The following is a 14,524-nucleotide window of genomic DNA, read 5'->3' as shown; positions in this document are numbered from 1 at the left end:
CTCTGTTTACATTTTGAGCATGAGCCATACATTCAGTGCGGATTCATCCTACCTTTGACCTCATGAATTCAGGTCAGTTTCCCTACTATTCCAGAATCTTTCACCGCGTTCCGCCATCAGCAATAACTGCTCACACGGCGTAAACCGCGAGCCATATTGTGTTGATAGCCGTTGCAGAACCGCAACTACTTCACCCGCGCCGAGGGAATCCATATACCGGAACGGGCCGCCGAGGAATGGCGGAAAACCAATACCAAATACAGCGCCGATATCGCCATCACGGGCGCTGCGGACGACCTTCTCGTCGAAACAGCGAGCTGCTTCATTGAGCATTAACATGACACACCGCTCAGCAATTTGCGTGGCGGTGAGTCGAGCCTGGCCCTGAGCGCCAATAAGCGTATAAATTGCAGGGTCGACCTGTTTTTTGCTTTTACGCCCTTTCGCCCCATAAAGATAGAAACCACGACCATTTTTTCTACCTTTGCGATCGTCATTCAAAATTGAAGCAACAACATTTGCAGGCGCGCTAAAACGTTCTCCATACGCCGCTTCAAGCACAGGTATAATTTTAGTGCCCGTATCAATTCCGACCTCATCCAAAAGTTGGATTGGCCCAACCGGAAAACCAAACTTAACCAGCGCGGCGTCAATGGCTTCAACCCGCTCGCCTTCGGTTAACAGGCGTATAGCTTCATTGATGTAAGGCGCTAAAATGCGGTTAACGTAAAATCCGGCCTTATCTCTGACGACTATCGGTGTTTTACCCTGTTTTTTCGCCAACTTGACGGTTGTGGCAATAGTTTGCTCAGAGGTCGTTGCATGCGGAATGACCTCAACCAGCGGCATTTTTTCCACCGGGCTAAAAAAGTGCAAACCAATCACTTGTTCAGGTCTGGCAGCCTTAGCCGCAATATCACTAATTGGTAAAGATGAGGTGTTGGAAGCAAAAATAGTGTGAGGTGCGCAATTTTGTTCAATTTCTGCCACCATCTTTTGTTTTAACGCCAGATCTTCGAACACGGCTTCAATAACCAGATCGCGATGCGCAAAACCGCGATAATCGGTAGATCCAGAAATCAACGCCAACTGTTTATCGCGCTCGCTGGCTTTGATATGACGGCGACGAACTTTCGTTTCAAGCTGATCCCAACTGTACTTCAGCGCGTGGTTGATTCCCTTAGCAGTAATATCCTTGATACGTACTGGCAAGCCACCTTTACAGGCCGTCACATAGGCGATACCTCCGCCCATCAGACCGCCACCCAGAATGCCGACACTGTTTAGCGGACCGGACTTTGCATCACTACCTGGATCCTTTTTCACGTCGGTATTGGCAAAAAAGATGTGCCGCAGCGCCTGAGACTGGGGTGTCATCGCCAATTCCCCAAATGCGCGGGCTTCTGCGTCATAACCGCTACTGCTTCCCTGGGCAAGGCCGGTTTCAATGACCTCAAGGATACGTTCCGTCGCGGGATAATTTCCCTGCGTTTTTTGCGCCGTCTTTTTACTGGCCATACGGAATAGCAGCGCTCGCCCCAGCGGCCCCGCTAATACCCGCTCACGTACGGGCAGACTCCGATGTGAGGAACTCTCTTTTTTAGCCAGTTCAACGGCAGCTTCCAGCAAAATGGACAGCGGCACGACTTCATCCACCAGCCCCACTTTAAGCGCCTGTTTTGCGCGCAATTGTTTCCCTGTGAGGATCATATCCAGCGCAGTACTGACGCCAATAAGGCGTGGCAAGCGTTGCGTGCCGCCGGAGCCGGGCAACAGACCAAGCTGGACTTCCGGCAAACCCAGTACGGTTTTAGCATCATCGGTACAAATACGATTATGGCAGGCCAGCGCCATCTCCAGGCCACCGCCCAGACATGCGCCATGAATCGCGGCGATAACCGGGATCGGCAACGCATGGATTTCCGCCATAATCTGCTGCCCCTGGCGGGCCAGCGTTTCGGCTTCCTGCGCGCTGCGGCAGCTACCAATCATGTTGATATCTGCTCCGGCGATGAAGTTATCGGGTTTCGCTGAAATGAACACCACACCGCGCAGCGCTTTGCTGCCGCGAATTTGTTTCAGGATGGCCCGAACCTGAGAAGCAAACTCCGCTTTCAGGGTATTCATTTTCTCTCCGGGCACATCAATAGTGACAACAGCAATGTTATCCAGACGCACGTTTAGCGTAAAAGCCGATGTCATTTCCATTATTCCGCCTCCAGAACCATTGCCGCACCCAAACCACCTGCCGCACAGGCGGTGACTAAACCAAAGCCGCCGCCGCGCCGGCGTAATTCATTGAGGGTTTGCGTGATCATTCGCGCACCGGTAGCAGCGAAAGGATGTCCATAGGCAATAGACCCACCCAGCACGTTAAATTTACTGTCATCAACCTCGCCAGTGGCATGTGCCCTACCCAACACTTCGCGGGCAAAACGTTCGCTGCCCAGCAACTGAAGATTCGCCAGCGTTTGTGCGGCAAAGGCTTCATGCATATCGATCAAGGTTAAATCCGCCATCGTCAGTCCAGCTCGCTCCAGCGCAAGCGGTGTTGACCACGCCGGTCCCAGCAGCATGTCCTGCCAGACATCAATTGCGGTGAAAGCATAGCTGCGTAAATACCCCAGCGGCACCAGTCCCAGCTCTTTCGCACGCGACTCCGTCATCAATATCACGGCGGCTGCGCCGTCCGTCAGCGGGGTACTGTTCGCCGCAGTGACGGTGCCGTGCTTTCGGTCAAACGCCGGACGCAGTTTGGCGTAATCGGCCAGCGTAGAGTTGCCGCGAATATTGTTATCTTCGGAAAGAGGATCTTTAAACGGTGGCGCGTAGGTGGTCATCACCTCATCGGCGAGCTTTCCTTCAGCCCATGCCTGAGCGGCACGTTGGTGAGAACGATGCGCCAGGGCGTCCTGCTGCTCGCGCGTAATGCCATAGGTTTTCGCCATTTGCTCGGCCGTATCCCCCATGCGCAAGCCGGTGGAATATTCAGCGACGGCGGGGGGGACAGGCATCAGGTCACGTAAACGCAGCCGGGAAAACAGTTTCAGGCGTTGCCCTGTTGTGCGGGCTTTATTGACATCCACCAGCACGCGCGCCAGCTTTTTGCTGACGCCAATCGGCAGGACAGACGACGAGTCCGCCCCGCCGGCAATTCCGGCGCGAATTGTCCCCGCCATCAGGCTTTCCGCGACATTCGCTACTGCCTGGAAGCTGGTAGCGCAGGCTCGGCTTACGCTGTAGGCATCCGTGTGCACATTCATACCGGTTCCCAGTACGATTTCACGAGCAATATTGGGGGCTTCAGGCATTTGTACCACCTGGCCAAAGACCAGTTGCTCGATCACATCAGCGGGTATTTCGCTACGCGCCAGCAGTTCACCAACAACCATTTTCCCCAAATCTACGGCGGGAATGCCATGAAATGCGGTTGCCTGACGGGCAAATGGCGTACGCAATCCGCTTACAATGGCGATGCGATCGCCCTGGCGGGTAACCAGCGGTAAAGCCTGACTCATAACACTCCCCTGTAAAAAATAAAAATAAGTGGTCTGACCTGATCACAGTCTTAACCAATTTTTTACATTTAGCCAAGCGGAGAGAAAAGAAAGTGGGAGCTAAGACACAGTGAATAATCACTGACTGTTACGAAAATACCCTTGCTACCAGGCAGCAAGGGTATAAAGAGAAGGGATTAACGCAGGCCCAACTGGAAAATCAGCGTTTCAGCTTCACAAGCAAAAACAAAGTCAATATCCAGACGCACACCATCTGATTCTTCGGTAAAGGTAGAGGTGATTTGGCAAGGCTCAGATTCCACGCCACGCGCCTTTTCAGTCAGAGCGGCCAGCGTTTCTTCTGCCTCTGCGCGATTCGCGAACACACGGCTGTATGACGCGGTGCAATCGGAGTTGTCCATGATGGTGCCAACATCCATACAGCAGCAAACCGGGGTTTCATCAGCACTGCATTTGCTCATTGTAGATTTCCTCTGTATTCGCACCTGAGGTGCCAGATAAACGATAGGGATATTTTACGCTCCCCTCTTTCGCCTCTCCAGTCGTTAATTGTATGAAATGCGATAAGTGACCGAAATCACACTTAAAAATGATCTAAAACAAAAATCACCCAAACAGGTGAGTGCGCATACCCGCAATTTTGCCAGCTGGATCGCGTTTCCGAGATCAGAATTGAAAATATTTATAAACATACTTGCAACATTTCAGCTGGTCAGACCTATACTCTCGGCACTGGTCTGATTTCTATGTCGTACCTCAGACCCTACACTTCGCGCTCCTGTTACGGTATGTAACATTGTTTGTATAAAAATAAATCTATGAGGTTATGGTCATGAGCCAGAAAACCCTGTTTACAAAGTCTGCTCTCGCAGTCGCAGTGGCAATTATCTCCACACAGGCCTGGTCTGCAGGCTTTCAGTTAAACGAATTTTCTTCCTCTGGCCTTGGCCGGGCATATTCGGGTGAAGGCGCTATTGCAGATGATGCAGGTAACGCCAGTCGTAACCCGGCACTGATTATGATGTTCGATCGCCCCACTTTTTCTGCGGGCGCGGTGTATATCGATCCAGACGTTAATATTTCCGGTAAATCGCCATTCACCGGACGTAGCACCGACGCAGATAACATCGCCCCTACAGCGTGGGTTCCCAACGCTCACTTCGTGATGCCTATCAACGAGCAGTTTGGTTGGGGGGCTTCTGTCACCTCAAACTATGGTCTGGCAACCGAGTTTAATGACAGCTATATCGTCGGTGAGTACGGTGGGAAGACTGATCTTAAAACGGTCAACCTTAACCTGAGCGGTGCCTACCGTCTGAATGACAGCTGGAGCTTTGGTGTTGGTTTTAATGCCGTTTACGCCGATGCAAAAATTGAGCGTTATTCCGGTGAGCAGACCGCCGCACTGCCGAAAGTAAGCCAGAAGATCGCCAGCCTGAAGGGTGACGAATGGGGCTACGGCTGGAACGCCGGTATTTTGTACGAGCTGGATAAAAATAACCGTTACGGCTTGACCTACCGCTCTGAAGTTAAAATCGACTTCGATGGTGATTACAAAAGCGGTATTCGTTCCCAGGCCAATGCGTTACCTGGCGCAGGCACCGCGTTCCCATGGGGAACAACCAATGCCACCGTCCCGGGTTCTTTGACGCTGAACCTGCCGGAAATGTGGGAACTGTCGGGCTATAACCGTATCGCTCCGCAATGGGCTATTCACTACAGCATGGCTTATACCAGTTGGAGCCAGTTCCAGGAGCTGAAAGCAACCGGCACCAACGGCCAGACACTGTTCTATAAAGAAGAAGGCTTTAAGGATTCTTACCGCATCGCGCTGGGCACGACCTACTATATGGATAAAAGCTGGACCTTCCGTACCGGTATCGCCTATGACGACAGCCCGGTTCCTGCAAGCAAGCGTTCCATCTCCATTCCAGACCAGGACCGCCTGTGGCTGAGCGCGGGTACGACTTACGCATTCAATGATGACGCATCTATTGATGTTGGTGTTTCTTATATGCACGGACAGAAAGTGACCGTCAAAGAAGGCCCGTATACTTTCGACTCTGAAGGTAAAGCCTGGCTGTTCGGTACCAACTTCAACTACGCATTCTGATTTTCTGCAGACATTAAAAAAGGTGAGCTTTTTTAGCTCACCTTTTTATTTGCCTCAATTCCTTACTCGGAATCAATATCTTTTAAATCATCCTGAATGGCTTTCGCGTTCGGGTTTTCTTCTGGTTTAAGTTTCCCGCCGTTCGCGATGAAGTCATGACGCTGGAAGTAGGCTTCACGTACCATGATGTAAGGATCGGAAGACTGACGCAGCAGACCGTCGGAATCAAGCAGCTGTGCGCGGGTTTCAATCCCTTCGACTGTCCATTTACCTATCGACAACGGCCAGGTCAGCCAGGACAGTACCGGATACAGCGTATCCACCATATCGCCACCATCATCGCGCAGCGTGAAGCTACCGTAGAACGGAAGCTGCATATACGGTCCGTAACCCACGTCATAGTGGCCTAACGTACTGCCAAAGCGGTGTGGTTCAACGCGCTGTAGCTTCGGATTCGCCATACCCGCCACATCGATAAAGCCGCCCATACCCAACAAGGTGTTCAGGAAGAAACGGGTAAAATGCACCATCCCCTGATAAGGATCGCCTTGCAGGAAATAGTTGACCATGACGGCCGGCTCTTCAAGGTTGCCCGTAAAGTTGCTCAAACCATTACGCGCCGGCTGCGGGACATAATCACGCCAGGCTACTGCTACCGGTCGAACAACATAGGGATCTAACACATTAAAGTTAAAGTTGTACATTGTGCGGTTGAACCCTTCAAATGGATCCGAACGCCCCTGCTGTTCAGTACCGGAGCTCGCACACCCCACCAAAAGTGTGGTTCCCAGCGCAAGCGCCGACAGGCGAAGCTTCATAAGTGTCTCCCTGTGTAATATGGCTATCGCTGATTGCCATCCATGACGGAACGATGACGTATCCGCCTGTTAAGATGTGAGCGATTGTAACAGCACGTCAAACGATGTCTATATACCCGGTCTTACTGATTTGATCATAGCCTGGTTATGCACACTACGCGGCGGTTCTATTTTAGCTAACCCGATAAAAACAAACGTTACCATTTTTGCTATCTCAGACTTTCTCCCGCTGATTTTCGGATAAAAACCGCTACGCTTTAGCAATACGTGCTTATGCAGGATTCGGCTATGAATGATATTGAGAAAGAAAAAATTGATCGGCACAGCGACGAAATCCAGGTCGAAAGTGATGAAAAGTTAGAAGGTAAAAAGATAGAGGTCGATGAGGACAGACTCCCCTCGCGCGCCATGGCGATTCATGAACATATCCGCCAGGATGGGGAGAAAGAGATGGAACGCGATGCGATGGCGCTGCTGTGGTCGGCCATCGCTGCCGGGCTGTCGATGGGCGCTTCGTTACTGGCAAAAGGGATTTTTCACGTGCAATTAGAAAGCGTGCCAGGTGGATTTCTACTCGAGAACCTTGGTTATACCTTCGGGTTTATCATCGTCATCATGGCCCGCCAACAGCTTTTTACCGAAAATACCGTCACTGCCGTACTACCGGTTATGCAAAACCCTACCCTCGGCAATTTTGGTCTGCTAATGCGCCTGTGGGGTGTGGTTTTACTGGGTAATATTATCGGTACCGGCATTGCGGCGTGGGCCTTTGAATATATGCCGATTTTTGATGAAGAGACCCGCGACGCCTTTGTCAAAATCGGTATGGACGTGATGAAAAACAGCCCAACAGAAATGTTTTCTAACGCGATTATTTCTGGCTGGCTGATTGCTACAATGGTCTGGATGTTCCCTGCGGCCGGTGCGGCGAAGATTGTGGTCATTATTCTGATGACCTGGTTGATTGCGCTGGGCGATACCACGCATATCGTCGTCGGCTCGGTGGAAATTCTCTATCTGGTCTTTAATGGTACGCTGCACTGGAGTGATTTCTTCTGGCCCTTTGCGTTACCGACACTCGCCGGAAATATCTGCGGCGGTACGTTTATCTTTGCGCTGATGAGCCACGCGCAGATCCGCAATGATATGAGCAACAAACGCAAGGAAGAAGCCAGGCAGCAAGCAAAACGCGAAGAATCGAAACAGAAAAACCAGAAAAAACAGGCTTGAATGGTGACTGTTTGAGCAGTCAGGCGGCTTGAGACTTACCGTTGAGGGTAAAAAACGCTATACTCGTGCCGCTTCGTCCCCTTAGTTAAATGGATATAACGAGCCCCTCCTAAGGGCTAGTTGCAGGTTCGATTCCTGCAGGGGACATTCCGAACGCTTACATCCCCTGCTAAATAATCCTACGAAACCCGTACCACGCAAGGCTTAGAGCCGAAATCAGTATCCCACCATTTCCAGCCAATAGCTTTCGCAGCCACGAACAAAAGCATCTCTTTTCGTTACTCTCACACGGTCAGAACGTCGGGAGAGATATCTATGGCCTTAACTAATATTCAGATTAAAAATGCAGATCCCGACGAGACCGACTACCCCCTTTCAGATGGGTCAGGATTATTCATTATCATAAAACCTCAAGGTTCCAGGCTCTGACGCTTCCGTTACCGACACGATCAACTGTTCTTTTTTGCTGACGATATAGCTCGGTAACTCCCCACGAAAACTGCTGGTAAGCCGTTCATAAAGAGAAGGTGAATTTCTGCGCGTGCAGACTTCGTCTTTCTGTTATGGATATTATAAATTCATTTCATCCCATCAGCCGCAGAAGTAATGTGCGCCTCCTGTTCAAGACTTGCGATTAAAGAGGCCCATATTGCTGTAATATATTCATTTAGCATCGCATCACTTAATGGCTCTTCCGCACACTGGTTCTGAGCACAGAGATTTTCAATATAAAAGTCCAGTGAACGATAAAAATCTCCGACATTATATTCCAACGCAAATGCCAGCAGGTAACAGGCGCTAATCATTGCATATTGAGCAAATGTTCCTTCTTTAGCAGGGAAAGTGTCCGTATCAGGAACTCTCCTTATACAGGCATCCCGTAAATGGCATAAGGATGAAGCAGGCAATCCAGAAGCCGAAGCTAATTTCAACGCATTAATCATATTTTCATAAAACGGGAGAAGCTTCTCATCATAAATACCATCAAAGTGCGCGACACAATTACTTAGATCACGCAAAACTAAAACACCCAGCATTAACTTTCGGTGAAAATCGAGTTTCTCGATATCTTCAGCATACTTACCAAAATAGTGATTGCTATACATTTCAACTTCCTGACTATGTGATGATTCGTTAAGAGTAAGTTATCGTGTCGGCTTACAATAATAGCACTGAGAGACATTGCCTCTTTCTATTCTGGTAACGGGCGCCCTGTCGCGTTCCATGCACTGATAAAATCGTTAATATTAAAATCGATTTCTTCCTCTTCCAGCACATCCAGTATGTCATGGTAAGAATGTTGACTCATACCGGGTTCCTGAAGCCAGCGAAGTAATCCTTGCTGATTAAGGCCCTCCGATGCTACGCGAATTTCACTTCGCAATGAAGACTGCATGTGCGCACGCGTGGTGTGACTGAGCCCCTGCCGCAAAGCTGCTCGTTTACCTGAGGTCGTAGGCATGGCGTAGTCAGTATTCTTTTGTTTAGACTCTTTTATCCACTGACTTATCTTGGTTTTTGAAGTTTTGAGTTTTTTTGCAATTTCATTCTGGCTAATCCCCTCCAGGGACATTGCTAATGCCTTAGCTTTCCTTGGATCACCTGCTTTACGTTTTTTCTGTTTCTCCACCCAGATTTTATGTTCTGGCCATGAAACCATAGTACTTTTATTAACTCCGGTCTGCCTCCCAATATCGGTGAGAGATAAATCACCTTCGACTAAAAGGCGTCTTGCTTTGGCTACATTATTTGCTTTTATCGAAGATTCTGCCTTCATGGTTTTAGCGAACTGGCATTCTTCCTCGGTATAAGACTTTCCGGTGCGTTGGCCTTTGCTGAGTTTATGTGAAAAAGGTCGACTGGTGGTGACATGATGCTTCAGCATCTTATGCTCGCATTCAAGACAAACATCCCGGGAGGGTTCAATGTGTTTTATTCTGCTGACCTTATTAACCAAAACGGCCTCGGCATGCCCGGCATCTTCCACAACAGTGATACGATGACTACGTGCCCAGATTTTTAATTTCTGACAAACAGGATAGCTACTTGATGAAAGGTAATATTGATTGTTGTTATCCACCCCAATTGCTGTTGTTGTGCAGTCCCGAACAAAGGGATCCAATTCGTCAATAGCTGAACTCAATAAGGCTTTCATTTTTATCTGAACAGATTGAACAGCATTACACTCCTTGCCGACCACCTGTTTTATTGTCGCAATTTGCTTCATCAGTACATTTTCTCTTTCAGAGACTGAGGCAGCAACATCATTTGTTTTTAAATTCTTAAGATCATGCTTCCAGTTATGCAATGTTCTTTCGGCAACCTGAGTCTCTTTTGCAATGGCTCTCACTGACCGCTTTTCAAGCAAGAGTTTCTTCGCTTTTTCTTTATCCTGTATCCTGGTTTCTTTTTGTTTCTCAGGCCTCCGGGCGCGATATTCGTCCATACGCCGCAAAGTGCCCGTTGGAATACCGGTTTTCCTTGATATCACGACAAGATCTTTATGGGTAACGATATCTTTATTACACATAAGTTGAGCGGCTTGTTGTCTCCCCTGGGTTTTCTCTGCTTTGGCCTGATTTTGTTCTTCTATAATTTTTCGGTAGATGGGCCATTTAGCGATACGGGAGCGAGGAATCCCGGTTTTCTGCTCAATAAGTCGGGCAGCTACGTTTAGTTTCACCAGACGTTCAGCCCACTGAGTATCGGTTTCTCCTGGTTTGCGTAATAACATGTCGCTGCTGATTTTTTCGTCCGATACTACTGCTGGCAACGCTATTGGATGTTGCTCCAGAGTCGCGCTGCCAGCCGCCATCGTTTTTTTTACCTTACGCTGATAGGTTGCAGTCGTACCGTATTCAACCTTTCCAGCATCAAGCCGCAGGTAGCTGCCGCCGCCAATTAATGTAATTCGCTTCTTCCCGGTAATGGAAATATAACTTGCCGAACCCAGAGTCAGCTTCTTCTCTGCAAACAAGCTCATGCTGGCGTTTTGCGCCTGTACTTCTACTGGCCCCTCGCCGGTTTTCAGGCTCAGTTGTCCGCTCCGGGTAAACACCCCCAGCTTATCCCCGGCAAGCGCTGTCATATTGCCCATCGCTCCGACACTGATATCACCTCCTGCGTTGACAGCAGCATTCTTCGCGGCTGTCATTTGCAGATGCTCCCCGCTGGTCAGAGCCACTCCTTCAGGCGCCGAGAAAAGCACGGCTTCATTGAGCGGTTTCAGTCGTTGTTCAAACATCTGTATCTGGTTGTCGATATCCGCCTTCAGGGACTGTGCCTGCTCTGCCGCCATTCCCAGCTGTTGCAGATGCTGATTAAGCAGACCGATTTCCTTCAGCGCGGCGTCCCTGTCCAGCGCGTCACCCTGCGCCTTTGCCTGTGCATCCGCACTGACAAACAGCCCCTTCCCGGCGCGTATGGTTCCCCACTCATCGGTACGCAGCTCAGCTCCTTTGCCGCGAAGTTGTCGCTGGCTGTCCACCAGGTGCCCGCTGTTGAGCTGCGTCCTGCCATACTCCGTGGCGAGCTTGATGTGCTCCTCACCGCGCTTGTCTTCCATGCGTAATTTTGAGTTGGCCGGTGTCCGGAGGATGTTCCGGGTGTGATTGTCCCGGTTCACGAGGTCGGGATGTTCGGAGTCGTGCAGCGCATATGCTATGTACGGCAGGTCAATATCACCGTTGCTGTACGCTATCGCCACTTCTGTCCCGTCAGTGAGCGGCGTATGCCAGCCCAGCATTTTACCGGCAGTCGGCTTCGCCATTCGCAGCCACAAATAGCCGTAACCTGGCTCCGTATTTTCACGGTCGAAGTCCAGCTTCACCCGATAGCGCCCCTGATCATCCATATGGGCGTAAATGTCATTTTTTTCCCGGCTTTCAATCCGGGCCGGAAGCGTGCCGTGAATTTCCGGACGCGGGATTTCCGCCGGGCGGAAACAGTAACGCTCAGTGTAAGGCATTCCCCAGACAGACACGTGCAGACGGGAATCACGAGCCCCCTCGAAGGTCACCAGGGTGAGGATCATGCCTTCTTTCAGGTCGGCTATCACATTCCCCTGCGGCTCGAGTACCTGCCCGGGGGTGAGTTGGGCAGCGTTGCTGTACAGGTGTCGAAATTGCTCTTCGAAATGTTTACCTTTTCGCGTTCAGACAACGGACGATTTTCCCGGCCATGACAGAAGTCCCTAACTGTCAGCAGTTTCAGCGGCAGCCCGGTTTTTTTCTCGGCCTCACCGGTGTGCAGGGCTAAATATAAGTTAATACGAGCTTTGGGTATTTCTTCCTGGTACGAACCGGACATGCAATGTTCCTTCATTTGACGTGTCTACGACAGCAGAAGAAGTGAAAGCCACAGGGGCTTTCCACAGAACGACTCCACCGCCCTGACAGCGATAAATAATGATGAATAAAACAGAGGGTTACGATGAAAATCGTACGCCGGTTGATGGCGTTAACAAGTCTGCACGCCCGATGCAAATGTAAATAATAATTTCACTTAAAGCCCGTCACTGCTATTTTCCATTTCAGAAAATGAAAAAATATTTCTTTCCGAATCCATTGCCCATAAAGGATTTAAGCGTATACAACCCGCCATCGCGCCACTTAATTCCCGTTATTAATTATTTCGGTAAAGTAACAATTTAGCGCCCAACTCCGATTAAGCTTTGCCAATCTGATGATTATTCAATCCGCAAACTTCACCCCATAAATACAAACAACATAAACAATATCTTTTGACAATTATTAATTACCATCATGTACATCAAGCAGAGAATTCAGAGTGGGTTTTATGTTTATTTTAAATGTTAAACCATTTTCCAGAAAATAAAATTATTTATTCCAGGAACTTATTCTCCATTGAAAAATAATTCTTCACAACAATAATCATGAATGCGTCAAAGTATTTATAAAATAGATATATATTCCAGCAATCATTGATTAATCGCCGAAAAAGATCGAATTTTAAAAATTGAAGTGTGAAAATGGTCTGGCTTTTCAAAATACCTCTGCCAGCATATGCCATAAATTCCCATTAAGCCGAGAACGGTTATTAATGAATCCCACTTGTACGCTGCCGGCCAAACTGTCGCCCCTGGCCTATCGTCAGGTTGCCAATCAGGCCTGGTGCCCTGCCACAACCGGCGAGCCATTGCTGAATTCTGCCCGTGATATTGCCGAAAGCTGGCTGAATGCTGTCATATCTGCTGCAACGATGCCATGATTCAGTCCCACATCGTCCGGGCGCTGTCTCCCCAGGATGCGATTAACTATCTCATTGAACGTTGCAGGAAAATATCTTTTTAGCTCAGCCCTGAGCCAGGCGATAAAACGGTACAGGCCTCATTGTTGCAGTGAGATTATCAGACACCAATATCTGGCCCGTCGCTACCCGCATCCCTGATTTTCTCAACCTCAGTACGTCAGCTGCTATACGCTGGCTACCAAACCAGAAAAGCCCGTCCAACGCCGTGACATCAAGTCCTGATTCGAGCGCTATCTTCAGGCGTTCCCGTGGAGATTTCACCGCTTTTGCGATCTGCTGGTAAGGGGCTTCGGTCAACCCTTCTGGATCTATGCGCCGGATACGATGCGACAGGCGATACTGAAATTCATCCGGTATACCGTCAAGGCTCGCTTTCAGGGTATACACACACCCAAAGCGTTTACCATTAAAGATGACGTTTTTCTGGCTAAGCTGTAGCACGTCACGCACGCTGGCAATCAATTGCGGGGTGCGAAGTAATAACAACCGAAAAGGCAGTTCAAAGCTGGTCACATAGTCCACGTTCAGTAAGGCAATACGCAGACGCTCTTCCGGGCCGGCCTTCATTTCCCGACATTCAGCAATGACGTCAGCCCATTGGCCGGTAAGACGAGAACTTTCAGCAGCCTCTGTAAAGCTGTACTTTTCAGTCTGATAATCAATACGTCCGCTCACACGGCATTCCCTTCTGGCCACATTTCGTGTATTTGCTGCTCACTTTACCAGCGACAGACGACTACCGAAAGCCCGGCAACCTAACAAATATTGATTCAACTCATATACTTAATTGTTATCACACTGATAATCTCATGGAATTCATTGGCTGGCGGACAGGGTCACCGTGTTAGAAATCTTTTCTTAACCCACTGAAAAATATCTAACAAATATTTTTCTCATATAAAAACGATGGTTCGTTCAATACGGATCCGAATTTATTTGGGTTAAAAAAGGTACGGTATGAAAGTCACATGGACTGTCACTCCTGCCGGGTACCAGCGTATTACCAAACGCTGTCCCGCATGTAATGTAAAACGCGAGTTTGCACCTTCCGGGTCCTTCAGGGTCAATTCACAAAAAAAAGTGCTCGATATCTGGAGCATTTATAAATGTACGCATTGTGAATATACGTGGAATATCTCGCTGTTCTCACGGCTTCACATCAGCAAAATTAACCGAGAGCTGTACCAGCGGTTTATCACTAATGATGCCAGTACGGTTCACTATTATTCTCATGATAAAGCCACTCTGAGCCGAAACAACGCTGAGCTTGCGGGTAAGCCTGATTTTCGTGTTCATGAACAATGGCAGGCCAGCATCAACATTGACCAGCACTTCGCCGTCAGCATCAGGCTTACCTGTGCTTTTCAGATCAGTGTGCTATCGATATTGAAGCGCCAGCTTTTACTCAGCACGGCGGAGATTAAGAGCCTGATAGATGAAGGTCATATTCGCGGTATCACCATGAAAGAACTCAAATCCCGAAAGTTACGGACAGCAAATGTCGATTTTCACTTGTCTGCGGTAACGTTGTATGCCCGGCGAAGGGTGGTTCTGGCGCCACGTTAATAGAATAA

Annotated in this window: 10 protein-coding genes, 1 tRNA gene and 2 pseudogenes; 5 read left to right on the top strand and 8 right to left on the bottom strand. The window is 49.1% G+C overall.

Annotated elements, in window-relative coordinates:
* Positions 1–60: 60 nt before the first annotated feature.
* From fadJ to ICA20_RS07550, 3 genes are all read right to left on the bottom strand, one after another.
* The gene (fadJ, locus tag ICA20_RS07560; RefSeq protein ID WP_038642385.1) at positions 61–2,208 is read right to left on the bottom strand and encodes a fatty acid oxidation complex subunit alpha FadJ; all 2,148 of its coding nucleotides are present in this window, start codon (positions 2,206–2,208) and stop codon (positions 61–63) included.
* Positions 2,208–3,518 (bottom strand): acetyl-CoA C-acyltransferase FadI, encoded by a 1,311-nt coding sequence (gene fadI / locus ICA20_RS07555; RefSeq protein ID WP_038642387.1) that lies wholly within the window; start codon positions 3,516–3,518, stop codon positions 2,208–2,210. Before fadI ends, fadJ begins: the two co-directional genes overlap by 1 nt.
* Before the next feature lie 176 nt (positions 3,519–3,694).
* The gene (locus ICA20_RS07550) at positions 3,695–3,979 is read right to left on the bottom strand and encodes a YfcZ/YiiS family protein (RefSeq protein ID WP_038642389.1); all 285 of its coding nucleotides are present in this window, start codon (positions 3,977–3,979) and stop codon (positions 3,695–3,697) included.
* Between the two features lie 371 nt (positions 3,980–4,350).
* On the opposite strand from ICA20_RS07550, the gene fadL reads away from it, so the two are divergent.
* On the top strand, positions 4,351–5,631 hold the full coding sequence (fadL, locus tag ICA20_RS07545; protein ID WP_038642391.1) for a long-chain fatty acid transporter FadL: 1,281 nt from the start codon (positions 4,351–4,353) through the stop codon (positions 5,629–5,631).
* A 62-nt stretch (positions 5,632–5,693) separates the two neighbouring features.
* On the opposite strand, the gene mlaA is transcribed toward fadL, so the two are convergent.
* Entirely contained in the window at positions 5,694–6,449 is a 756-nt protein-coding gene (mlaA, locus tag ICA20_RS07540) for a phospholipid-binding lipoprotein MlaA (RefSeq protein ID WP_038642393.1), read from the bottom strand.
* Positions 6,450–6,746: 297 nt separating this feature from the next.
* Between mlaA and ICA20_RS07535 the strand changes: the two genes are divergently transcribed.
* Complete coding sequence (locus ICA20_RS07535) at positions 6,747–7,679, top strand: formate/nitrite transporter family protein (protein WP_110498802.1); 933 nt, start codon at positions 6,747–6,749, stop codon at positions 7,677–7,679.
* Between the two features lie 75 nt (positions 7,680–7,754).
* Positions 7,755–7,826, top strand: a tRNA-Arg gene (locus tag ICA20_RS07530).
* Between the two features lie 431 nt (positions 7,827–8,257).
* Here the strand turns inward: ICA20_RS07530 and ICA20_RS07525 are convergent.
* The 3 genes and pseudogenes from ICA20_RS07525 to ICA20_RS07515 form a co-directional block, all read right to left on the bottom strand.
* The gene (locus tag ICA20_RS07525; protein ID WP_038642397.1) at positions 8,258–8,785 is read right to left on the bottom strand and encodes a hypothetical protein; all 528 of its coding nucleotides are present in this window, start codon (positions 8,783–8,785) and stop codon (positions 8,258–8,260) included.
* Positions 8,786–10,476: 1,691 nt separating this feature from the next.
* Positions 10,477–11,796 (bottom strand): annotated as a pseudogene (gene vgrG / locus ICA20_RS07520) (type VI secretion system tip protein VgrG); the annotation flags it as partial.
* Between the two features lie 2 nt (positions 11,797–11,798).
* Positions 11,799–11,987, bottom strand: a pseudogene (locus ICA20_RS07515) (type VI secretion system contractile sheath small subunit); the annotation flags it as partial.
* A gap of 753 nt (positions 11,988–12,740) precedes the next feature.
* On the opposite strand from ICA20_RS07515, the gene ICA20_RS07510 reads away from it, so the two are divergent.
* A complete protein-coding gene (locus tag ICA20_RS07510; protein ID WP_155268632.1) occupies positions 12,741–12,908 on the top strand; it encodes a hypothetical protein in 168 nt (55 codons plus the stop codon).
* Between the two features lie 84 nt (positions 12,909–12,992).
* Here the strand turns inward: ICA20_RS07510 and ICA20_RS07505 are convergent, their stop codons facing one another.
* A complete protein-coding gene (locus ICA20_RS07505; protein ID WP_038642401.1) occupies positions 12,993–13,625 on the bottom strand; it encodes a hypothetical protein in 633 nt (210 codons plus the stop codon).
* A gap of 282 nt (positions 13,626–13,907) precedes the next feature.
* Between ICA20_RS07505 and ICA20_RS07500 the strand changes: the two genes are divergently transcribed.
* Positions 13,908–14,516, top strand: coding sequence for a DUF1062 domain-containing protein (locus tag ICA20_RS07500; RefSeq protein WP_038642403.1), 609 nt, complete (start codon positions 13,908–13,910; stop codon positions 14,514–14,516).
* Positions 14,517–14,524 lie beyond the last annotated feature (8 nt).

It is taken from the genome of Citrobacter sp. C5_2, assembly GCF_014596845.2.
Classification (GTDB): Bacteria; Pseudomonadota; Gammaproteobacteria; order Enterobacterales; family Enterobacteriaceae; genus Citrobacter; species Citrobacter werkmanii.
The sequence above is the reverse complement of the archived record's forward strand: the minus strand, read 5'-3'. Positions and strand labels throughout refer to the sequence as shown.

What these genes read in the sequence shown, in the direction of transcription:
- fadJ (WP_038642385.1), bottom strand. Translation starts at nt 2,208, where the DNA reads ATGGAAATGACATCGGCTTTTACGCTAAACGTGCGTCTGGATAACATT.
- fadI (WP_038642387.1), bottom strand. Translation starts at nt 3,518, where the DNA reads ATGAGTCAGGCTTTACCGCTGGTTACCCGCCAGGGCGATCGCATCGCC.
- ICA20_RS07550 (WP_038642389.1), bottom strand. Translation starts at nt 3,979, where the DNA reads ATGAGCAAATGCAGTGCTGATGAAACCCCGGTTTGCTGCTGTATGGAT.
- fadL (WP_038642391.1), top strand. Translation starts at nt 4,351, where the DNA reads ATGAGCCAGAAAACCCTGTTTACAAAGTCTGCTCTCGCAGTCGCAGTG.
- mlaA (WP_038642393.1), bottom strand. Translation starts at nt 6,449, where the DNA reads ATGAAGCTTCGCCTGTCGGCGCTTGCGCTGGGAACCACACTTTTGGTG.
- ICA20_RS07525 (WP_038642397.1), bottom strand. Translation starts at nt 8,785, where the DNA reads ATGTATAGCAATCACTATTTTGGTAAGTATGCTGAAGATATCGAGAAA.
- ICA20_RS07510 (WP_155268632.1), top strand. Translation starts at nt 12,741, where the DNA reads ATGAATCCCACTTGTACGCTGCCGGCCAAACTGTCGCCCCTGGCCTAT.
- ICA20_RS07500 (WP_038642403.1), top strand. Translation starts at nt 13,908, where the DNA reads ATGAAAGTCACATGGACTGTCACTCCTGCCGGGTACCAGCGTATTACC.